Origin of the sequence: Angustibacter luteus, assembly GCF_039541115.1 — a bacterium.
Lineage (GTDB): Bacteria > Actinomycetota > Actinomycetes > Actinomycetales > Angustibacteraceae > Angustibacter > Angustibacter luteus.
The window spans coordinates 632116-651713 of record NZ_BAABFP010000002.1 but is presented as its reverse complement, the minus strand read 5'-3'; the positions used below and the strand labels follow the sequence as shown (position 1 = coordinate 651713).

Annotated in this window: 18 protein-coding genes; 10 read left to right on the top strand and 8 right to left on the bottom strand. The window is 73.0% G+C overall.

The features are described 5' to 3' along the window. Window positions 1-8: 8 nt before the first annotated feature. Window positions 9-866 carry a glycosyltransferase family 2 protein gene (locus ABEB17_RS03095; protein ID WP_345715785.1) on the top strand — a complete coding sequence of 286 codons (858 nt, stop codon included), beginning with the start codon at window positions 9-11 and terminating at the stop codon, window positions 864-866. A gap of 13 nt (window positions 867-879) precedes the next feature. Here the strand turns inward: ABEB17_RS03095 and ABEB17_RS03090 are convergent, their stop codons facing one another. Continuing rightward, window positions 880-2880: a SpoIID/LytB domain-containing protein gene (locus ABEB17_RS03090; RefSeq protein ID WP_345715099.1), complete on the bottom strand. Its 2001-nt coding sequence runs from the start codon at window positions 2878-2880 to the stop codon at window positions 880-882. Between the two features lie 280 nt (window positions 2881-3160). Between ABEB17_RS03090 and ABEB17_RS03085 the strand changes: the two genes are divergently transcribed. Then, window positions 3161-5191 (top strand): peptidoglycan-binding domain-containing protein, encoded by a 2031-nt coding sequence (locus ABEB17_RS03085; RefSeq protein ID WP_345715098.1) that lies wholly within the window; start codon window positions 3161-3163, stop codon window positions 5189-5191. On the opposite strand, the gene ABEB17_RS03080 is transcribed toward ABEB17_RS03085, so the two are convergent. Together ABEB17_RS03080 and ABEB17_RS03075 are read right to left on the bottom strand one after the other, a co-directional pair. Then, window positions 5145-5960 (bottom strand): TIGR03089 family protein, encoded by an 816-nt coding sequence (locus tag ABEB17_RS03080; protein ID WP_345715097.1) that lies wholly within the window; start codon window positions 5958-5960, stop codon window positions 5145-5147. The genes ABEB17_RS03085 and ABEB17_RS03080 overlap by 47 nt on opposite strands. After that, window positions 5957-6574: a dTDP-4-dehydrorhamnose 3,5-epimerase family protein gene (locus tag ABEB17_RS03075; protein ID WP_345715096.1), complete on the bottom strand. Its 618-nt coding sequence runs from the start codon at window positions 6572-6574 to the stop codon at window positions 5957-5959. The genes ABEB17_RS03080 and ABEB17_RS03075 overlap by 4 nt, the downstream gene beginning before the upstream one ends. Before the next feature lie 17 nt (window positions 6575-6591). On the opposite strand from ABEB17_RS03075, the gene rfbD reads away from it, so the two are divergent. Next, complete coding sequence (gene rfbD / locus ABEB17_RS03070) at window positions 6592-7455, top strand: dTDP-4-dehydrorhamnose reductase (protein WP_345715095.1); 864 nt, start codon at window positions 6592-6594, stop codon at window positions 7453-7455. A gap of 31 nt (window positions 7456-7486) precedes the next feature. On the opposite strand, the gene rfbA is transcribed toward rfbD, so the two are convergent. Continuing rightward, window positions 7487-8359 carry a glucose-1-phosphate thymidylyltransferase RfbA gene (gene rfbA, locus ABEB17_RS03065; protein WP_345715094.1) on the bottom strand — a complete coding sequence of 291 codons (873 nt, stop codon included), beginning with the start codon at window positions 8357-8359 and terminating at the stop codon, window positions 7487-7489. A 37-nt stretch (window positions 8360-8396) separates the two neighbouring features. Between rfbA and rfbB the strand changes: the two genes are divergently transcribed. From rfbB to ABEB17_RS03030, 7 genes are all read left to right on the top strand, one after another. Continuing rightward, a complete protein-coding gene (gene rfbB / locus ABEB17_RS03060) occupies window positions 8397-9371 on the top strand; it encodes a dTDP-glucose 4,6-dehydratase (RefSeq protein WP_345715093.1) in 975 nt (324 codons plus the stop codon). After that, on the top strand, window positions 9364-11403 hold the full coding sequence (locus tag ABEB17_RS03055; RefSeq protein WP_345715092.1) for a hypothetical protein: 2040 nt from the start codon (window positions 9364-9366) through the stop codon (window positions 11401-11403). The genes rfbB and ABEB17_RS03055 overlap by 8 nt, the downstream gene beginning before the upstream one ends. A 39-nt stretch (window positions 11404-11442) precedes the next feature. Beyond that, window positions 11443-12408 carry a glycosyltransferase family 2 protein gene (locus ABEB17_RS03050; RefSeq protein ID WP_345715091.1) on the top strand — a complete coding sequence of 322 codons (966 nt, stop codon included), beginning with the start codon at window positions 11443-11445 and terminating at the stop codon, window positions 12406-12408. Between the two features lie 40 nt (window positions 12409-12448). Next, a complete protein-coding gene (locus ABEB17_RS03045) occupies window positions 12449-13588 on the top strand; it encodes a glycosyltransferase (RefSeq protein ID WP_345715090.1) in 1140 nt (379 codons plus the stop codon). Then, window positions 13585-14550 carry a lysylphosphatidylglycerol synthase domain-containing protein gene (locus ABEB17_RS03040; RefSeq protein ID WP_345715089.1) on the top strand — a complete coding sequence of 322 codons (966 nt, stop codon included), beginning with the start codon at window positions 13585-13587 and terminating at the stop codon, window positions 14548-14550. The genes ABEB17_RS03045 and ABEB17_RS03040 overlap by 4 nt, the downstream gene beginning before the upstream one ends. 10 nt (window positions 14551-14560) lie before the next feature. Beyond that, window positions 14561-15376, top strand: coding sequence for a class I SAM-dependent methyltransferase (locus ABEB17_RS03035; protein WP_345715088.1), 816 nt, complete (start codon window positions 14561-14563; stop codon window positions 15374-15376). A gap of 135 nt (window positions 15377-15511) precedes the next feature. Then, entirely contained in the window at window positions 15512-16159 is a 648-nt protein-coding gene (locus ABEB17_RS03030) for a suppressor of fused domain protein (protein ID WP_345715087.1), read from the top strand. 42 nt (window positions 16160-16201) lie between these two features. Here the strand turns inward: ABEB17_RS03030 and ABEB17_RS03025 are convergent, their stop codons facing one another. From ABEB17_RS03025 to ABEB17_RS03010, 4 genes are all read right to left on the bottom strand, one after another. Next, the gene (locus ABEB17_RS03025; RefSeq protein ID WP_345715086.1) at window positions 16202-16708 is read right to left on the bottom strand and encodes a GNAT family N-acetyltransferase; all 507 of its coding nucleotides are present in this window, start codon (window positions 16706-16708) and stop codon (window positions 16202-16204) included. Between the two features lie 64 nt (window positions 16709-16772). Then, entirely contained in the window at window positions 16773-18164 is a 1392-nt protein-coding gene (locus ABEB17_RS03020; RefSeq protein WP_345715085.1) for an HNH endonuclease signature motif containing protein, read from the bottom strand. Window positions 18165-18242: 78 nt separating this feature from the next. Beyond that, entirely contained in the window at window positions 18243-18755 is a 513-nt protein-coding gene (locus ABEB17_RS03015) for a GNAT family N-acetyltransferase (protein WP_345715084.1), read from the bottom strand. Beyond that, the gene (locus ABEB17_RS03010; RefSeq protein ID WP_345715083.1) at window positions 18752-19489 is read right to left on the bottom strand and encodes a DUF3105 domain-containing protein; all 738 of its coding nucleotides are present in this window, start codon (window positions 19487-19489) and stop codon (window positions 18752-18754) included. The genes ABEB17_RS03015 and ABEB17_RS03010 overlap by 4 nt, the downstream gene beginning before the upstream one ends. Window positions 19490-19598 lie beyond the last annotated feature (109 nt).

The following is a 19598-nucleotide window of genomic DNA, read 5'->3' as shown; positions in this document are numbered from 1 at the left end:
CGGACGACCTGGGCGTCGGCGTCGTCGTCCTGACCATGGGGGACCGCCCGGTCGAGCTCACCCGGGCGCTGCGCAGCGTGCTGGACCAGACCGGCCCGCGGGCCGAGATCCTGGTGATCGCCAACGGTGTCCAGGCGCCCCCCGTGCCGGACGGCGTCCGCACCCTGGCGACCCCGGAGAACCTCGGCATCGTGGGCGGCCGCGACCTCGGCTGGCGCGAGCTGGACGACGAGCTGGTGCTCTTCCTGGACGACGACGCCTGGCTGCTCTCGGACGACGTCCTGGGCCGGGTCCGGGCGGCCTTCGCCGCGGACCAGCGGCTGGGCATCGTCTCGATGCGCATCATCGACCCCGAGACCGGGCTGTCCTCACGCCGGCACGTGCCTCGCCTGCGCGCATCGGACCCGGAGCGGTCGTCGGACGTCACCACCTTCCTGGGCGGTGCCAACGTCATGCGGCGCGCGGTGCTCGATCAGTGCGGCGGCCTACCGTCGGCGTTCTGGTACGGCCACGAGGAGACCGACCTGGCCTGGGCGGCGCTGGACGCCGGCTGGACGATCCGGTACGACGCGGACGCCGTCGCCGGGCACCCGACGACCACGCCGGCCCGGCACGAGACCTACTACCGGCTGAACGCGCGCAACCGGGTGTGGCTGGCGCGGCGCCGGCTGCCCGCCCCGCTCGTCGTGGCCTACCTGGGCGTGTGGACCGCGCTGACCGTCGTCCGGGTGCGCGATCTGCGCTCCCTGCGGGTGTGGGGTCGGGGCTTCGTCGAGGGCTGGCGCTCGGACCCAGGGCCGCGCCGACCGATGCGCTGGCGCACGGTCTGGCGGATGACCCGGCTCGGACGCCCGCCGGTGGTGTGACCTGGAGTCCCGGTCAGGGCGTCCCGATGGTGATCCGGGCCCTGAACCCGCCGGTCCCGGTGCCCGGGTACAGCCAGGCCGAACCGCCGCTGGAGCGTCCGACCAGGTCGGCCTTGCCGTCGCCGGTGGCGTCGCCGGCGGCGGAGATCGCGTAGCCGGTCCAGCCGGTGCCGACCTGGCGCCAGCCGGTGAACCCGCCGGTACCGTTGCCGGAGTAGAGCCACAGGCTGCCGTCGGTGCGCCGGGTGAGCAGGTCCGGGTGGCTGTCCGCGTCCCACGCTCCCGGGGCGACGATCGCGTTGAACGCGCCGAAGCCGGTGCCGATCCGGCGCCAGCCGGTGAACCCGCCGGTGCCGTTGCCGGAGTAGAGCCACAGGCTGCCGTCGGTGCGCCGGGTCACCAGGTCGCGGTGGCCGTTGCCATCCCAGTCGCCGACGCCCAGGATCAGGTTGAACGAGCCCCAGCCCGTACCGACCTTCCGCCACGCCTTGAACCCGCCGGTGCCGTTGCCGGAGTAGAGCCACAGGCTGCCGTCGGTGCGCCGGGTGAGCAGGTCGGGGTGCCCGTCGCCGTCCCAGTCCCCAGGCGCGACGAGGCCGTTGAAGACCTGGAAGCCGGTGCCCACCACGGTCCTCGGGTCGTAGCCACCCGCACCGTTGCCGGCGTGCAGCCACAGCCGACCGCTGGTGTCGCGGGCCAGGACGTCGTCCGTGGTCCCGGCGTTCCAGTGGCCGGGCCCGACGATCGCGTTGTAGGTGCTCCAGCCGCCGTTCGACGGGACCCACCAGACCGACTTCAGGCCGGCGGCGCTGGCGAACTGCGAGCCGGTGAGCGTCTTCGACGAGCTGCTGCCGATGAGCACGACCTGGGTGACCCGGCCACCACCGGTGCCGTGCCCGTCGCGGGTCACCGTGACCGAGCGCAGGGTGCCGATCGCGGGGTAGTTCGCCTGGAGGGCGGAGGCGGTGATCGTGTCGGTCCAGTGGTGCGGGTCGCCGGAGGTGCCGGCGCCGTCGTAGGGGTCGGCGAACGCCTTCAGGTACGGGGTCGAGGCGCTGCCGGCCGTCGTCCAGCCGCCGTTGGAGGCGCTGAACTGGGTGAACGCGGGCTTGCCGCCGTAGGTCACCACCCGCCCCGCGGTCGCGCTGACCGCGGAGTTGCTGGTCGCCGCCTCGTAGCCGCGGGTCAACGTGCCGCCCAGGGTGTAGGCGGCGACGCCGCTGAACACCTGGCAGCTGGTCGTGCTGCAGGTGTCGTACAGCGCGCCGGCGGGCTTGCTCGCGCGGTCGTTGAGCGCGTAGCTGCGCGCTGCGACGGCCTGGCTGCGGAGCGCCTCCGTGCTCCAGGACGAGGGCATCTCGGAGGGGACGACGGAGCGCAGGTAGTTGGTCGTCGTGGAGTAGACGACGGTGAGCTGGTTGGGTGAGCTGCCGGTCTGGACGGCCCGGATGCTGCCGCGGTACTCGCGGAGCGCGCCGCCCAGCACCAGCAGGACCGTGCCCGAGGTGCCCGGGCTGAACTGCACGAACGAGTGGTCGGTGGCCCCGCCGACGGTGGCGGTCTTCCAGGTGCCGGTCAGGTACTGCAGCCTCGTGCCGCTCGCGGTGCGCACCGCGCGCCACCGGGTCACCGTCGCCCCGCCGATGCTGGGGGGCAGGTCCGCGATCGTGCCGTGGTCGGTCACCGCGCCGAGGCCGGAGGACCGGGCCACCTCGACGACGTCGTCCGAGTCGGCGTCGACCAGCACGCGCATCGTCGGCTCGGTCTGCGTGGCCAGCGTGGTGCCGGGGTAGTAGAAGGCCATGATCTGCTGGTAGGTCAGGCCCTTCTTGGCCGCACCGTACGCGCCGTACTGGGACATGCCGTGCCCGTGTCCCCACCCGTACCCGTCGACGGCCAGCGAGCCGGAGGAGGGCCACGCCCAGGTGGCCGAGGCGGCCTGCGCGGGCGTCGCCGCGAACAGCCCGGCCACGAGGGCCCCGGTCAGGGCGAGCGCGAGTGCCGGACGGCGCATGGAGGTCCCTTCGTCGGTGGAGTCCCGTCGGACTCCCGTGACCACTGTGGTCTCACCACTGTGGCATTCGGCGGGCCCGGCAGCGGCGTTGAGTTGCTGCGGGCTGGTATTTCGAACTCTTCGGCTGATCGGGTGAACACGTAGACGGTTCGTCGCCGAACCGGCACACTCACACATGCCCCACGCGTCACAGCCGTATCAATTTGAGCATCTGTGTCAAGGGACACGCCGAGACGGTCGAGGGGATCGTCACATCGTTCTTCTGCAAGGGAGTGCCACCATGTCGGGCCGTCACCGCGTACCCGCACCTCGTCAGACCGGGGCTCCGGCCCGCCTGGCGCTGACGGCGACCGCGGTGGCGCTGCTCGCCCAGCCGGTGCTCGCCGAGACCGCGCACGCCGCGGGCACACCGGTGCCCCAGCCGACCAAGACGCTGCCCACCAAGACCGACGTGGTCCCGACGTACCAGGACCAGCGCAGCTGCGACCCGGCGGCCAAGCCCGGCGTCGAGGCGTACGCGCGGATGGTGCTGACGACGTACCGGCAGGGCCACTCGGGCGGGATCGTGCGGGGCTGCGGCATCGGCGCCACCAGCGAGCACAAGGAGGGCCGGGCGTTCGACTGGATGGTCAGCGTCAACAAGCCCGCCGAGAAGGCCGCCGGAGACGCGCTGACCAAGTGGCTCACCGGCAAGGACGCGCACGGCGTGGTCGGCGGCAACGCCCGGCGCCTGGGCGTCATGTACGTGATCTGGAACCGCCACATCTGGAGCACCTACCGAATGGGCGACGGCTGGCGGCCGTACAGCGGCGCGAGCTCGCACACCGACCACGTGCACACGAGCTTCACCTGGGACGGCGCCGAGGAGCGCACCTCCTGGTGGGACGGCTCGGTCACCACGAACGACGACCGCGGGCCGTGCCGGGTCTACAGCGGCCAGCCGGCCCCCGTCTACACGGGCGTGCGGCGCACGACGGCCTGCCCGTCGAGCCTCCCGGCGGCACCCAAGTCCGCCTACGGGATCATCTGGCCCGGTCAGGTCGGCTCGGCCGTCAAGGTGGCCCAGCAGAAGCTGGGCCTGTCCACCGACGGTGTGTTCGGCTCGGGCACCCGCACCAAGCTGATGGGCTGGCAGCGGGGCGTGAAGGTCCCGGTGACCGGCGTCCTGGACAAGCCGACCTGGGCGAAGCTCGTGCCGGCCACGGCCAGCACGACCCCCACGCCGAAGCCGACCCCCAAGCCGACCCCGACCCCGACGCCGGCGCCGAAGCCCGTGACCCTGCCGGCGTCCGCGGCGACCACGACGACGCTCACCCCGTTCAAGGCCCTGGTGCTGCGAACCGGCTCGCGCGGGGCCGGCGTCAGCGCCCTGCAGCACGCGCTCGGGCTGAAGGTCGACGCGGTCTACGGCACCGGCACCGCCACGACCGTGGCGAGGTTCCAGACGGCCAAGAAGCTGCCCGCGACCGGTGTCGTCGACGCCGCGACCTGGAACGCGCTCGAGAAGGCGGCCTACCCGCTGCTGGCCTACCGTCGCACCGTGGTCCGGTCGGGGTCCAAGGGCGCGACCGTGACGGTCCTGCAGACGGCGCTCAAGGTCACGGCGGACGGCGCGTTCGGGGCCAAGACGCTGGCCGCGCTGAAGGCGGCGCAGGTCAGGGGCAAGCTGCCGCAGACCGGGTCCACGGACGTCGCCACCTGGATCGCGCTCGAGCAGCAGGCCTACCCGCTGGGGCGGGTGCTGGTCCCGGTCACGACGACGCCGACCCCGACCCCGACCCCGAAGCCGACGCCGACGCCGAAGCCGCCCACCACGACGCCGACACCTCCCGCGACGTCCGCCAACGTGCTCGCCCGGACGACCACCGTCTCCGCCTACAAGGGCCAGACGCTGCGCCAGGGCGCCAAGGGTGCCGCGGTCAAGGCGCTGCAGAAGGCGCTGGGCATGTCGGAGGTCGACGGCGTGTTCGGTCCCGGTACCGCCGGCACCGTCAAGGCGTTCCAGAAGGTCAAGAAGGTCCCGGTGACCGGGGTCGTGGACCGCCGCACGTGGGACGCCGTCGAGCTGGTCGCGCACCCGTTGCTGCCGTACCGCACGACCGTGCTGCGCCAGGGCTCGACCGGTGCCGCGGTGAAGGCGCTGCAGAAGGCTCTCAAGGTGACGGCGGACGGCGAGTTCGGGCCGAAGACGGCCGCAGCCGTCAAGGCGGCCCAGAAGGCCGGCAAGATCGCGGCGACCGGCACGGTCGCCACCCTCACCTGGGTCACGGTCGAGAAGCAGGTCTACCCGGTGGGCCGTAAGCGCTGGTGACCCGCTCGGCGTCCCACCGTGCCTGCAGCGCAACGGGTTCGGGGATCGTCGCCGCATCCGACGAGGGGCGGACCAGGACCGCCGAACCGCCGGTGCTCCAGGCCGCGAGCAGCGCCAGCAGGACGTCGTCCACGTCCTGGGCGGTGACCGCGACCCGCGCGCCCGGTGGCCAGCCTCGCTCCGTCGCCAGCCCCCGGGCCGCGTCCACCAGCCCACCGGCCGCCCACTCCCCGCCGGCGTGCCGCAGGGCCGGGTCGTCCGGCTCGGGCTCGTCGTAGGGCACGAACACGTCCGGGTGCGACGCGAGGTCGGCGGCCTCGTCGACCACTCCAGCCGGCAGGTCCGCCGGACCTCGGTCCGTCGGCGTCCAGCGCCGCGCCAGTGCGGGCAGCGACACGGCCACCTGCTGCGCGGCCGTGGTCCCGGCGAGCCCGGTGGGTGCGGTGGGCGTGGCGGTGACCCGGACCGCGGCGGCCGGGTCGTCGCCCAGGGACACCACGGCGCCCACCCGCCACACGGCGAGGGCCCAGTAGGTGGTCCGCCAGTGGGCGGGCAGGTCGAGCGCCACGACGTCGCCGCGCTCGACCCCGAGGTCGTCGACGAGCAGGTTCGCGGCCTTGGCCGTCCAGGTGGCCAGCACCCGTGCGGACAGCTCGATCCGTTCGCCGCGGGTCGGGCCGTCGGCGTCGTCGTACCAGGTCAGCCGGGGGCGGGTCCCGTCCTGCGCGACGAGCTCGGCGAGCAGGTGGGCGGGCGTGCTCGCGCTCATCTGCGCAGCGTGGCGCGGAAGTCCTGCACCTGCGCGTAGGTCGGCAGCAGCCCCTGCTCCCGGGCCTGCGACAGCGTGGGCGCCGCCAGGTCCTTCGGGGACATGAGCGGGGTTAGCGCGGTGCCGTCCGGGGCCGTGGTCGGCCACTCGATCGCCAGCTCGGGGCACATCGGGCTCACGCCGTGCTCGCGGCCGGGTGCGTAGGGCGCGGAGCACAGGTAGGCGAACACGGAGCCGTCCCGCAGGGCCATGTACCCGTGTCCCAGGCCCTCGCTCAGGTACAGCGCGGCCCGCTCGACGTCGTCCAGCACGACCGTCTCGTACTGCCCGAAGGTCGGTGACCCGACCCGGATGTCCACGACGACGTCGAGCACCGCCCCGGACGGGCAGGTGACGTACTTGGCCTGGCTGGGCGGGAGCTGCGCGAAGTGGATCCCGCGCACGACGCCCGCCGAGGACGTCGAGATGTTGGCCTGGGCGAGGTTCAAGCGCTGCCCGGTCGCCTCGGCGAACGCCGCCTCGGCGAACCACTCGAGGAAGACCCCGCGGTCGTCGGAGTGCTGGCGCGGCACGATCTTCCAGGCGCCCTCGATGGTCAGCGGCGTGATCTGCATGCTGCGACACTAGCCGGATGGCTGATGGTGCAACGGACCGCTGGCTCGTCGTCGGGGCCGCGGGGATGCTCGGGACGGACGTGGTCGCCGCTCTCACCGCGAGCGGTCGGACGGTGACCTCGGTCGGCAGTCGCGAGCTCGACGTGACGGACGCCGCTGCGTGCGTCGAGCAGGTCGCGGGCCACGACGTGGTGGTGAACTGCGCGGCCTGGACGGCCGTGGACGACGCCGAGACCCAGGAGGGTCCGGCCTTCGCGGTGAACGCGCTCGGCGCGGCGCACCTGGGCATCGCCTGCCGCCGCAGTGGCGCCCGGCTCGTGCAGGTCTCGACCGACTACGTGTTCGACGGGACGGCGAGCGAGCCCTACGCCGAGGACGCGCCGATGGCGCCGCGCTCGGCCTACGGGCGGACCAAGGGGGCCGGGGAGTGGGCCGCCCGGGCCGAGCACGCGGACGTCCTGGTGGTCCGGACCGCCTGGCTGTACGGCGCCGCCGGGCGCTGCTTCCCGAAGACGATCGCGGGGGCGCTCACCCAGCGGGACACCCTGGACGTCGTCGCCGACCAGGTCGGGCAGCCCACGTGGACGGTGGACGTCGCGCGCGTCGTCGTCGACCTGCTGACCCACGAGGCCCCGGCCGGCACCTACCACGCCACGTCGTCCGGTCGCGGCTCCTGGCACGAGTTCGCCCAGGAGGTCGCCCGGGCGGCGGGTGCCGACCCGCAGCGGGTGCGCCCGACCACGTCCGCGGCCTTCGTCCGCCCGGCACCGCGGCCGGCCTTCTCCGTGCTGGGCCACGGCGCGCTGGTCCGCGCCGGCGTCGAACCGATCGGCGACTGGCGCGAGCGGTTCGCGGCCGCCGCGCCGACCGTGCTGGCCTGACCTGTCGGCCGCGGGGTCAGTCGCGGGCCCGTCAGTCCTTGCCGTTGCGCAACAGGCCGAGCAGGTACGAGCCGTAGCCCGACTTCGCGAGCGCCTCGCCGGCGGCGCGCAGCTGGTCGTCGTCCAGGAAGCCACTGCGCCAGGCCACTTCCTCCGGGCAGCCGATCTTCAGGCCCTGGCGGCTCTCGATGACCCGGACGAACTCGCTGGCGCTCATCAGGGACTCGAAGGTGCCGGTGTCGAGCCACGCCGTGCCGCGGGGCAGCACCTCGACGGCCAGCCGGCCCTGCTCGAGGTAGACGCGGTTCACGTCGGTGATCTCGAGCTCGCCGCGGGGCGACGGCTCGAGGGCAGCGGCGATGTCGAGCACGTCGTTGTCGTAGAAGTACAGCCCCGGCACGGCGTAGTCGCTGCGCGGCTCGGCCGGCTTCTCCTCCAACGAGATCGCGCGCCCGGCGGAGTCGAACTCCACGACGCCGTACGCCTGTGGGTCGCCGACCTGGTAGGCGTACACCAGGCCGCCCTCCAGGTCGACGTTCTTGCGCAGCTGGGTGCCCAGGCCCGGCCCGTAGAAGATGTTGTCGCCCAGCACGAGGGCCACCGTGTCGGTGCCGACGAACTCACGGCCGATGATGAACGCCTGGGCCAGGCCGTCCGGGCTGGGCTGCTGGGCGAACGTGATGCTGATGCCGAACTGCGACCCGTCACCCAGGAGCCGCTCGAACTGGGCCGCGTCGTGCGGGGTGGTGATCACCAGGACGTCGCGGATCCCGGCCATGATCAGCATCGACAGCGGGTAGTAGATCATCGGCTTGTCGTAGACCGGGACGAGCTGCTTGCTGACGCCGATCGTCACAGGGTGCAGTCGAGTCCCCGAACCGCCTGCCAAGATGATCCCGCGCATGCGCAGACCCTAGCCGTCTACTGGGAGGTTCGTGACCGTGAAGGTTCTTGTCACCGGAGGTGCCGGCTTCATCGGCTCCCACTACGTGCGGCAGGCGGTCGGCGGTGCTTACCCCGCGCTGGCTGACGCGCACGTCGTCGTCCTGGACAAGCTCACGTACGCGGGGGTGCGGGCGAACCTCGACCCGGTCGCCGACTCGCCGCGGCTGCGCTTCGTGCACGGCGACATCTGCGACGCCGGGCTGGTCGACGAGCTGATGTCCGAGGTCGACGAGGTCGTGCACTTCGCCGCCGAGTCGCACGTGGACCGCTCGATCGCCGGTGCGGCCGCGTTCGTCGAGACCAACGTCGTCGGCACCCAGACCCTCTTGGACGGCGCGATCCGGCACGGCATCGAGAAGTTCGTGCACGTGTCCACGGATGAGGTGTACGGCTCGATCGACGAGGGGTCCTGGACGGAGGACGAGCCGTTGCTGCCGAACTCGCCGTACTCGGCGAGCAAGGCGTCCAGCGACCTGCTGGCCCGCGCCTACCACCGGACCCACCACCTCCCGGTGAACATCACCCGCTGCTCCAACAACTACGGCCCGTACCAGTTCCCCGAGAAGGTCATCCCGCTGTTCGTGACCAACCTGATGGACGGCGAGCAGGTGCCGCTGTACGGCGACGGGCTCAACGTGCGGGACTGGCTGCACGTCGACGACCACTGCCGGGGCATCGAGCTCGTCCGGGACGGTGGACGCCCCGGCGAGATCTACAACATCGGCGGCGGCACGGAGCTGACCAACCGGGAGCTGACGGAGCGGCTGGTCGCCGCGGCCGGCAAGGACTGGAGCAGCGTGCGCCCGGTGGAGGACCGCAAGGGCCACGACCGTCGCTACAGCGTGGACATCAGCAAGATCTCCGCCGAGCTCGGGTACGCGCCGGCCGTGCCGTTCGACGAGGGCCTGGCGGCCACCGTCGCGTGGTACCACGACCACCGCGAGTGGTGGCAGCCGCTGCGGCATGCCTGAGCGCGGCCGGCTGGCCGCCGCGCTGAGCAGGACCGGGTGCGGGCTGGCCACGTGGGTACTGGCCGTGACCGTGCTGGCCGTCCCGCTGGTCGCCGTCGGGGCCTGGGTGCCACCCGTGGCCGCGGTGGTGCTGCTGGTCGGCGCGCTGCCGGCCGTGCTGCTGGCCCGGCGGGTGCCGGTGGCCGACGTGGGGGCCCCCGCGGCGGCCCTGGTGCTGGCCGTCGCGGTCGGCGCCGGGGTGTGGGCCGGTGCGACGCACGCCGAGCACACGGTGCTCCGCCGGGACGCCGGCACCTACGCGTTGTTCGGCCAGCACCTGGCGACGACGCACCAGGGCCGGGTCGACGTGTCGGTCGACGACCTCGGTGGTGCGAAGGTCCTGGCGCTGCCCGGGGTCGGGGTGGGGTCTCCCGGCTTCTACGAGCAGGGCAGCGGTACCGGCACGCACGTCGTCCCGCAGTTCCTGGTGGCCACCCCGCTCTGGCTGTCCGTCGGCTGGTGGCTGGGCGGCTGGACCGGCCTCCTGCTGGTCCCCGCGGTCGCGCTGGGCGCCGCCGTCCTGGCCTTCGGCGCCCTCGCCGTCCGGCTCGTCGGGGGGTGGTGGGGCCTGCTCGCGACCACCGCCCTGGCCGTCTGCCAGCCGGTGCTGCACGCCGGTCGGGCGACGTACTCGGAGCCGTTCGCACTGCTCGTCGCGTGCGCCGGGGCCGGGTTGCTGGTGGCCGCCTGCCGCGCGCTCTCGCCCCGGCTGGCGCTGCTGGCCGGGCTGCTGATCGGTGGCACCGCGCTGGTCCGCGTCGACGCGGTGCGCGAGACCGCGATGCTGCTGCCCGCCGCCGCGCTGCTGGCCACCCGGGGCCGGCTCGAGCGATCGGTCGCGGGACGGTTCGTCCTGGGGCTGCTGGTCGCGACGCTCGCCGCGGCCGCGTCGGCCGCACTGCTCAGCCGGCCCTACCTGGCCTCCATCTCGGCCTCCCTGGTGCCGCTCGCCGCGCTGGCAGTGCTGTTCGCGGTCGGCTCGGCGGCGGTGGTGCTGCTGGCCGGTCGTGGCGTCCGGTTGCCTGACGGGGTGCGCAGCCGGCTGCCGTGGCTGCTGCCCGCCGCGGTCGCCCTGGTCGCGGTGCTGCTGGCCAGCCGGCCGCTGTGGCAGACGGTCCGGCAGAGCGCGGCCGACTCCGGGTCACGGGTGGTCGCGGCCCTGCAGGTCGCCCAGGGGCTGCCGGTGGACGGTGGCCGCACCTACGCGGAGCACAGCCTGCAGTGGGTGGCCTGGTGGGTGGGACTCCCCGCCCTGCTGCTCGCCCTGGTCGGGGCCGTCGGCGCGGCCCGGCGGGTCGCTCGGGCCTGGGCGGACGACGACGAGCTGCCGGCCTGGACGGTGCTGCTCGTCGCGGCCCTGGGGTCGACGGTCCTGACCCTCTACCGCCCCGGCATCACGCCGGACCACCCGTGGGCCGACCGCCGGCTCGTCCCGGTCGTGCTGCCCACCGTGCTGCTGCTCGCAGTCGCCGGGGCCCGCGGGCTGGCGGCGCTGGCCGCTGCGCGCTGGACCGCGGCCGCCGTCCGGCCGGTGCTGGTCGCCGCCGCGGCGCTCGCCATCGTGGTGCCGGGCCTGCTGGCCACCTGGCCGCTGGCCGGCCAGCGGACCGAGCGCGGTGAGCCGGCCGCCGTGGCGCGGGCCTGCGACGCCTTCGGACCGGACGACACCGCCGTCCTGGTCGACAGCCGGGCCGCCAACGAGTGGACGCAGGTGCTGCGCGGAGTCTGCGACGTCCCCACGGTCGTGGTGGCCTCGTCGTCCGCGAAACCGGCCGACCTGGCCACCGTGGTGGCGGTCTCCCAGGCGGTCCTGGGCGCGGGTCGCCGTCCGGTCGTGGTCAGCGCCGGGTCGCCGGATGCGCTGCGCCGGCTCGGTGCGGCTCCCAGCCAGGTCGTGCGGGTGGGCACGGTCGAGGACCAGCGGCTGCTGACCCGACGTCCGGACGGCGATGCGCCGCTGTCGGTCGACCTGTGGCTGGCGCCCGCCACCTGAGCGACCCTGCCTGGCAGTCCAGGTACGCTCATCGCCGACATGACAGAGCACCCGGCCACCCAGGTCATCCCGACGTCCGACGCCCCCGCAACGTCCGAGCTCGAGGCGCCCCAGCCCAAGCCGTACGTCACGGTCGTGCTGCCCGCGTTCAACGAGCAGGACCACGTGATGGCGGAGGTCGAGCGGATCTGTGAGTCGCTGGACGCCAGCGAGTTCAGCTACGAGGTGCTCGCCATCGACGACGCGAGCACCGACGGCACCCTCGCCGTCCTGCACGAGGCCGCGCAGCGGTTCCCGTCCGTCAAGGTCGTGCCGTTCCGGCGCAACGGCGGGTCCGGCACGGCTCGGCGGATCGGGACCACCATGGCCCGCGGTCAGGTCGTGGTCTGGACCGACGCGGACATGACGTACCCGAACGAGCGGATCCCCGAGCTGGTCCGGATCCTGCGCGACGACCCGTCGTACGACCAGGTCGTGGGCGCCCGGACGACGGAGGAGGGCACCCACAAGATCCTGCGGGTGCCGGCGAAGTGGTTGATCCGCAAGGTCGCCGAGCGGCTCAGCAACCAGAAGATCCCGGACCTGAACTCGGGTCTGCGGGCGTTCCGCCGCGAGGTCGCGCTGCCGTACCTGCGGCTGCTGCCCCCCGGCTTCAGCTGCGTCACCACGATCACGTTGGCGTTCCTGCAGAACCAGCACGACATCAAGTACGTGGAGATCCACTACGCCAAGCGGGCCGGCGTCTCGAAGTTCCACTTCGTGCGCGATGCGTACCGCTACATCCTGCAGGTGCTGCGGATGGTCATGTACTTCGACCCGCTCAAGGTCCTGATGCCGCTGGCGCTGTGGCTGGCCGGGATCGGGCTGCTCAAGGGCGTCGTGGACATGGTCCGGCACCCGTTCTACTTCCCGGCGAGCACCGTGCTGCTGGTGGTCAGCGGCCTGATGATCGGCTCGCTCGCGCTGCTGTCCGACCTCGTCGTCCGGTCCCGAGACGGCGTGTGAGACGGCGTGTGAGACGGCGTGTGAGGGTGCGACGGCGCGCATGCGAGTAGCCGTCGTCGGTCCGACGTACCCGCTGAAGGGTGGCGTGGCCGCCCACACCACCGAGCTGGCCCACCGGCTCGAGCAGGCCGGGCACCAGACCCGGCTCGTGTCGTGGTCCCGGCTCTACCCGAAGGCGCTGTACCCGGGCGAGCAGGCGGTGCCGCAGGGCGTCCCCGACCTCGCACCGTTCCCGGCGACCTCGCGGCCGCTGGCCTGGGACCGGCCGGGTTCGTGGTGGCGGGTCGGGCGCTCCTTGCGTGCCAGCGATCCGATCGGCGTCGACCACGTCGTCCTGGTGCACGTGGTGCCCGCGGTCGTGCCCGCTCACCTGGCGCTGCTGCGCGCTCTCGGGCGGGGGACGCCGGTCACCGTGGTCGCGCACAACGTGCTGCCGCACGAGCCGCATCCCGGTGCGGTGCAGCTGGTCCGGGCGCTGCTGCGCCGGGCGGACGCCGTCCTGGTGCACTCCGCCGAGCAGGCCCAGCTGGCCCGCTCGCTGGGGGCGCGCGCGGTGCGCCAGGTGCCGTTGCCGCCGCACCTGCCTGGCGGTGCTGCGCTGCCGCGGACGCCGCACGACCCGCCGGTGCGGCTGCTGGCGCTCGGCATGGTCCGCGAGTACAAGGGCACCGACCTGCTCATCGAAGCCGTGCAGCGGGCCGTTGCCGGCGGGGTCGACGTGCGGCTGACGGTGGCCGGCGAGCTGTGGGGGAGCGCCGGTGATCGGGTGCGCGAGCTGGCGGCGCAGCAGGGGTCGGCGGAGGTCGGCTCGACGGACGTCGTCGGGCTGCGCGCCGGGTACGTGCCCGCGCCCGCGCTGGCCGGGCTGCTCGCCGAGCACGACGTGCTCGCCCTGCCGTACCGGTCCGCGACAGCGTCGCAGAACGCGCTGCTCGGGTTTGCGCACGGCCTGCCGGTGCTGGCCACCCGCACCGGGACCTTCGCCGACGACGTCCGGGACGGGGTCGACGGTCTGCTCGTGCCGCCGGACGACGTGGGCGCGCTGGCCCAGGCCGTCGCCCGGCTGGCGGCGCCCGGTGTGCTCGACCAGCTGCGGGCGGGGGTGCGGGCGCCCGACCTGGACACTCCGTGGAAGCAGTATCTGGACGCTGCGCTGGGCGACGGGCTGGACACGCCGTGACGCGGGGTCGCTGGCTGGTGGTGGTACGGGTCGTGGTGGGTCTGCTCGTGCTGGCGGCCGTGGTGGTCGCGGTCGTCCGGAACTGGGACGCGGTGAGCGCGGACATCGCGCGCGTCTCGGCCGGGGCGCTCGCCCTCTCGTCCGCGTTGGCGTTGCTGTCGTTGGTGTTCACGCTGATCGGTTGGCGGGCGCTGATGGCGGACCTCGGCTCGCCGCTGCCGCTGGGCCCGGCGTCCGGGGTGCTGTTCATCGGTCAGCTGGGCAAGTACGTGCCGGGCAGCGTGTGGACCGTGGTGGTGCAGGCCGAGGTGGCCAGCGCGTTGGGTGTCCCGCGGCAGCGGACGGCGGTGGCCGGGCTGCTCTCGGTGGTGCTGAGTGCGCTGGCAGGGCTAGGGATCGGCATCATCGCGCTGCCCGCCCTGCTGTCGTCGGGCGGGGACTCCAGCTACCTGCTGGTCCTGCTCGTCGTGCCGCTCGGGTTGGCCGTGCTGCACCCCCGGGTGCTGAACGCGATCATCGCCCGGGTGCTGCGCCGGTTCCGTCGTCCCGAGCTCGAGCACCCGTTGTCCGGCAAGGCGATCACGGTGACGATGGCCGCGTTCCTGGCGGCGTGGCTCTGCCTGGGCCTGCACGTGTTCACCCTGGTCGTGGACCTGGGCGGCTCACCCGGGCAGTCCATCGTGCCGGCCGTGTTCGGCTACGCCCTCGCCGCTGCGATCGGCATGGTCGTCGTGCTGCTGCCCGCCGGGATCGGCCTGCGCGAGGCGGTGCTGGTGCTGCTGCTGACGGGGCCGCTGAACAAGTCCGCCGCCGGTGCCGTCGTCCTGCTGTCGCGGTTCATCATCACCGGCTCGGACGTCGTCGCGGCGGCCGTCGGCTGGCTCTACGACCGCAGCCACCACCTCATGAAGGCGCGGCGCGACGCTGCCGCCGGTGACCAGCCGCCCCCTCCCGCGCCCTAGGCTGACGACCGTGCCGAGGACCCCACAGCGCTCCGCCCAGCTCGCCTACTCCGAGCAGATGGCGGCGATGCGCGACGAGGAGAAGCGCCGTCGCAAGGCCGCCAAGATCCTGGCGGTGCTGCGGCACGTGCTGGGGCGCACCGAGTCGCAGGGGCTGACCGGGCTGAGCGTCGTCGACGTGGGCTGCTCGCAGGGCTTCATCGCGGACGAGCTGGCCGGCGCCGGTGCCGCGACGACGTACGGGGTCGACATCGACGTGCCCGGGCTCACGGTCGCGCAGGCGCGGTTCGGCGAGCGGGTGCGGTTCGTCTGCGCGGCGGGGGAGGCGTTGCCGCTGGCCGATCAGTCGGTGGACGTCGCCGTGTTCAACCACATCTACGAGCACGTGGTGGACCCGGACGCCGTGCTGGCCGACGTGCGGCGGGTACTGAAGCCGGACGGCGTGCTGTACCTGGGGCTGGGCAACCGGCTCGGCATCATCGAACCGCACTACAGGCTGCCGTTCCTGTCGTACCTGCCGCAGGGGGCCGCCGACCGGTACGTGCGCGCGTTCGGGCGGGCCGACCACTACTACGAGCAGTACCGCACCCGGCCGGGCCTGCGGACGATGATGGCCGACTGGTCGGTGCTCGACTACACGCTGCCGGTGCTCGCGGCGCCGGACGAGTTCGCGGACGACGGCCAGGTGCCCGGGCCGGTGACTCGCCTGCCCGAGAAGGCGTTGGCCGCCATGCTGCCGCTGCTGCCGACGTACCTGTGGGTCGCGTCGCCGTCGCCGCTGACCGCGCGCGGCCCGGCCCTGCGCGTCCCCCCGCGCCCCGTCTGACCACCCGCCGGCCGACCCTCGTGAGTGTCGCGGCGCAACGCCACTACGCGCCTAGTGGAGTAACGGCACGCAGTCCCAAGCGAATGTCGGACCTGCCGGCCCGTTCTCTACCTCAGGCTGCCGTAGCCTCACCCCATGTTTCGGCGTCAGCGGGACCCTGATCCGACCGGCGACGTCGTCGAGCCATCGACGCGCGGATGGGATGCTGTCGATGCAGCCTGCCGCGGCCTGTACGGCGACCAGGTCCCCAAGCACGTGGGCTACTTCCCGGGCCGGGACTTTGGAAGCGCCCTCCAGGGGTGCAGCGCCTATCGGGTAGACGACTACTGGCACTACGTGACCTATGGCCTGAGCAACATCTTCGACGATGACGAAGGCGATAACGAAGGGCTCAGTGGCTGGGGCTACGAGCTCACCTGGCGTGTCCGAGACGACAGCGCCGAGCCGGGCGCGGCCCCGGCCTGGCCCTTCACGATCCTGCAGAGGATCGCTCAGTGGGCGAGCGAGAAGCCGTTGCTGCTGGACCCGCACGTCCGGCTCCCGCTTGGGGGTCCGGTCACCGGACATCCCGATACTGGCGGCCCGGACACGCCGCTCACCGTCATCGCGCTCGTGGAGGATCCGACCCTCAGGCGGATCAGCACTCCCAACGGCCTCGTGCAGTTCCTGCAATTCGTCGCTGTGACGGAGCACGACTGGAAGGTCATGCAGGACACGGACACGCAACAGGTCCTCGATGGCATGCGGGCTGTTGACGGCCTGCTCATCACGAACGTGGGTTGACCCCAGCGAGACGACACCGGGACCGCAGGGTCGCTGAGACAGCTACCGAAGCCGCCGATGGAGGACGGCCATGTCCTGGCCGGTGGAGTCCGTGAACACCTCGATCAGGTTCCATCCGCACTGCTCGTAGAAGCCCTGGGCCAGGTCGGTGCCGACCCAGGCTTCGGCGATGTGGTGGTCGGCAGCCCAGCGCTCCAGGGAGTCCATCAAAGCTCTGCCGACACCCTCACCGCGGTGATCTCGCCGGACGATCATGCCGGTCACCCACGGACTGGTCTCTCGCCTCTCGTCGAGGTCGTAGACATCCAGGCCGACCGCTCCCAGGACCGCGCCTGCCGCATCATGGGCAACGAGGGTCACCGGCAGATCCGTGCGCCCGGCTTCACGGATCGTGGTCTCGAGCCACCAGGCTGGATCCTCCGACTCAGGCGGGTGCCCCCATTCCTGCCAGCGCATGTCTGCCACTGCTCGCATCGAGGCGGGGAAGTCGGCCAGCAGCCCCACCGTCCACGTCGGGAGGCACGGCTCGGCAGCTCCGCTCTCGTCCACGCTCCGAGCATCCAGCACCCGTCAAGGCGAATACGTCGGCGAGACCCGTGATCCCGGTAGAACCTCACTGTTCCTGGCGCGTGCGCCATCGCCGGACCAAGGCGTCGATGACCTTCGTCGCCTTGGGAGGTGGCTGGGTCGTGAGCTGGGCTCCCGGTGGATCGGGTGGTCGAGCGAGGTCCCAGACCACCTGACCGTCGCGCAGGGTCGCCACTGCCCCGATCGCGTGGGCGTGGCGATGGTGCCGGCCGCAGAGCAGGCCGGCGTTCGCGACCGACGTCGGCCCGCCCCGGCCGAACGGCACCAGGTGGTGGACGTGACACCACGCTGGGGGAGCCCCGCACCCGGGCCAGGTGCAGCCGCCGTCCCGTAGGGAGACCGCGGCTCGCTGCTTCGGGGTGAACGAGTACTGGGCGTCGCCGACGTCGAGCGGGTTGCCGAGGTCGTCGATCAGCACCGGCAGCACCTCGGCCGCGCACGCGATCAGCTGCGTCGCGACGGACGAGAGCGCCGTCCGGTCGACCAGCGTGGCCGGCGCGTCACCCGGCTCGAGCCCGCCCCCGAGCGCGTGGGCGAAGGTCTGGAACGGCACCTGGACGGCGATCCGGTACGGACTGCCGCGCGTCGTGGGCAGCAGGGTCGGGTCGGCCACCGCTGACTCGGCGAGGTGCTGCAGGGCGTCGTGTCGGCGCTGGCCCGGTGTGCGTGAGTCCGGCGTGCCGTCGGCGGCGGCCCTCGGCGCCGACCACGCATCCAGAGCGGTGGACAGGGCCGCACCGGCCTCGGGGGTGAGCGCGCCCGCGACGTGCACCATGCCGGACGGATCTGTCCCGACGGCGAAGGTTCGAGCGCGCAGCCGAGCGTCCTCGTCCCGAGCCAGCCGCTGGTCGGCGTTTGGGTCCAGCCGGTCGCGCAGGTACCCGGCGATGGTGCGCAGCCGCGGCGCGTCGAACGACCCCGCCTGCTCCAGCAGCACCTGCTGCGCCTCGGCCAGCGTGTCGGCGTCCACCACCTCAGCCGGGCAGCTGGGCGGGCTCAGCGCCTCGATGGTGGTCGACACGACGTCGACCTGGTCGGGAGTGATCCGCGCGGACAGCATGGCCTCGCGAGTCGGCGCCAGCTCGGCGGCGACCGCACTCGTGTACAGCCGCTCCGCCCGACGGGCCAGGGCCGATGCCGCGCGAGGGCTGGTCGTCGGCACCTGAGCGCGCAGCCAGTGCTCGAGGCGCGCATGGCCCTGCTGACCGGGAAGACCGCGCGAGGACACCTCGGCCAGGAGCCGGGTGGACTGCGCCTGCGCCAACCGTCCCACCTGGTCCAGGCCGGCCAGCGCCTCGCTCAGCTCACCCTCGCCGGCCTGCCACCCCGGCACCGCGGCGAGCCGCTCCAGCCCCGCGACGACCTGCGCGAGGGCGCTGGACGCCTCGCTGATCGGTGCACGCGGACCTGCTGTCATGCGTCAACCCTAGCGGTGGCCACCGACAGAGCGACTGTGCCGCAACGGATCTGTGGACAACCCGCCGGATGACCGCGTTCAGCTGCTGAGGTCGAGGTACATCACGTGCAGGCCGACGAGCCCGTGCGTGCGCGAGTCGAACGCCTCCGGCACGGTGCCGATGATCGAGAACCCCAACGACTGCCACAGGCGCACGGCCGGCACGTTCGTCGAGACCACCGCGTTGAACTGGATCCCCCGAAAGCCACTGTCCCGCAACCACTCCACGGCGTCCACCGCCAGCGCCCGACCCACGCCGCGACCGCGCGCGGCGGCGTCCACCATGAAGCTCGCCGTCCCGATGTGCGCGCCGCGACCGGGCCGGTTCGGCCCCATCTTGGCTGACCCGAGCACCGCGCCGGACCCGTCGACGGCGACCACGCAGCGCCCCGGCGGGGACTCCAGCCACCACCCGCGCGCCTCTTCCGACGTCAGGTCGAGCGGGTAGGCGTAGGTCTCACCGTCGGCGACGACGGCGGCGACGAAGGGCCAGATCGCCGGCCAGTCCGCCTCGGTCGCCTCCCGCAGGATGACGTCGCCGGACGACGTCACTGCGCGTTCGGCTCCGGAGCCTCGGTGCGCGGGTGGGCGTCGATGAACGTCGCGACCACCTCGCCGGACACGTTGCCGCACAGCTGGCGGTGGCCGGTCTGCTTGGTGTTGTCCTTGGCGTCCGCGGACCAGTGCGACAGGCCGAAGTGCTTGCCCGACGGGAAGGCGCCGTAGGCCGGGTCCCAGGCGCTGACGATGAACTTCTGCTGCGCCTGCGGCTGGTCGTTCGCCTCGCGGCTGATGGCCTTGAGGTCCGAGACCTGCTTCTCGCTCACCGTGTCGTCGTACCAGAGGATCGTGTAGCCGTGCTCGAGGTTGTGCACGAGCGTCTCCATCGCCGGCCGGTCGTCGGCCGTGTAGAACTGCCGCGCCGGGTACTCCGGGGTGACGAAGTGCTCGCCCGACGTCGGCGGCACCGTCGCGTACTTCACGCTGGTCACGTCGGGCTTGTCGGTGCCCGGGCCGACGTGGCTGCCGCTGCCCGTGGTGGGGTCGTCGGTGATCGCGTTGCAGGACGCCGCGGACGCCGAGACGCCGAGCGACTTGAGCTCGCCGCCGGGCACCCGCGAGTCGTCGGTGACGATCGAGAACGTGACGGCCCCGGCGATCGCCAGGACGGCGACCACGGCCACCCCGACGATGATCAGCGAGCGACGACGCTCTGCTGCCTTCGCCTCGCGCTGCATCTGGGCGATGCGTGCCTTGCGGTCCTGGTCGGCCTTCTTGGCAGCCACGTTCGTCCTCGCGGGTCGGGGCGCGACGAAGGGCGCCGCACCGGTGGAGCGGTGGGCGGTGCGCACCGGCTCGTGATTCGGCGACCATTCTAAACGGCGGACCTGAGTG

Coding starts and splice junctions, on each gene's coding strand:
- ABEB17_RS03090 (WP_345715099.1), bottom strand. CDS start 2,880: ATGCGCCGTCCGGCACTCGCGCTCGCCCTGACCGGGGCCCTCGTGGCC.
- ABEB17_RS03085 (WP_345715098.1), top strand. CDS start 3,161: ATGTCGGGCCGTCACCGCGTACCCGCACCTCGTCAGACCGGGGCTCCG.
- ABEB17_RS03080 (WP_345715097.1), bottom strand. CDS start 5,960: ATGAGCGCGAGCACGCCCGCCCACCTGCTCGCCGAGCTCGTCGCGCAG.
- ABEB17_RS03075 (WP_345715096.1), bottom strand. CDS start 6,574: ATGCAGATCACGCCGCTGACCATCGAGGGCGCCTGGAAGATCGTGCCG.
- rfbD (WP_345715095.1), top strand. CDS start 6,592: ATGGCTGATGGTGCAACGGACCGCTGGCTCGTCGTCGGGGCCGCGGGG.
- rfbA (WP_345715094.1), bottom strand. CDS start 8,359: ATGCGCGGGATCATCTTGGCAGGCGGTTCGGGGACTCGACTGCACCCT.
- ABEB17_RS03055 (WP_345715092.1), top strand. CDS start 9,364: ATGCCTGAGCGCGGCCGGCTGGCCGCCGCGCTGAGCAGGACCGGGTGC.
- ABEB17_RS03050 (WP_345715091.1), top strand. CDS start 11,443: ATGACAGAGCACCCGGCCACCCAGGTCATCCCGACGTCCGACGCCCCC.
- ABEB17_RS03045 (WP_345715090.1), top strand. CDS start 12,449: ATGCGAGTAGCCGTCGTCGGTCCGACGTACCCGCTGAAGGGTGGCGTG.
- ABEB17_RS03030 (WP_345715087.1), top strand. CDS start 15,512: ATGTTTCGGCGTCAGCGGGACCCTGATCCGACCGGCGACGTCGTCGAG.
- ABEB17_RS03020 (WP_345715085.1), bottom strand. CDS start 18,164: ATGACAGCAGGTCCGCGTGCACCGATCAGCGAGGCGTCCAGCGCCCTC.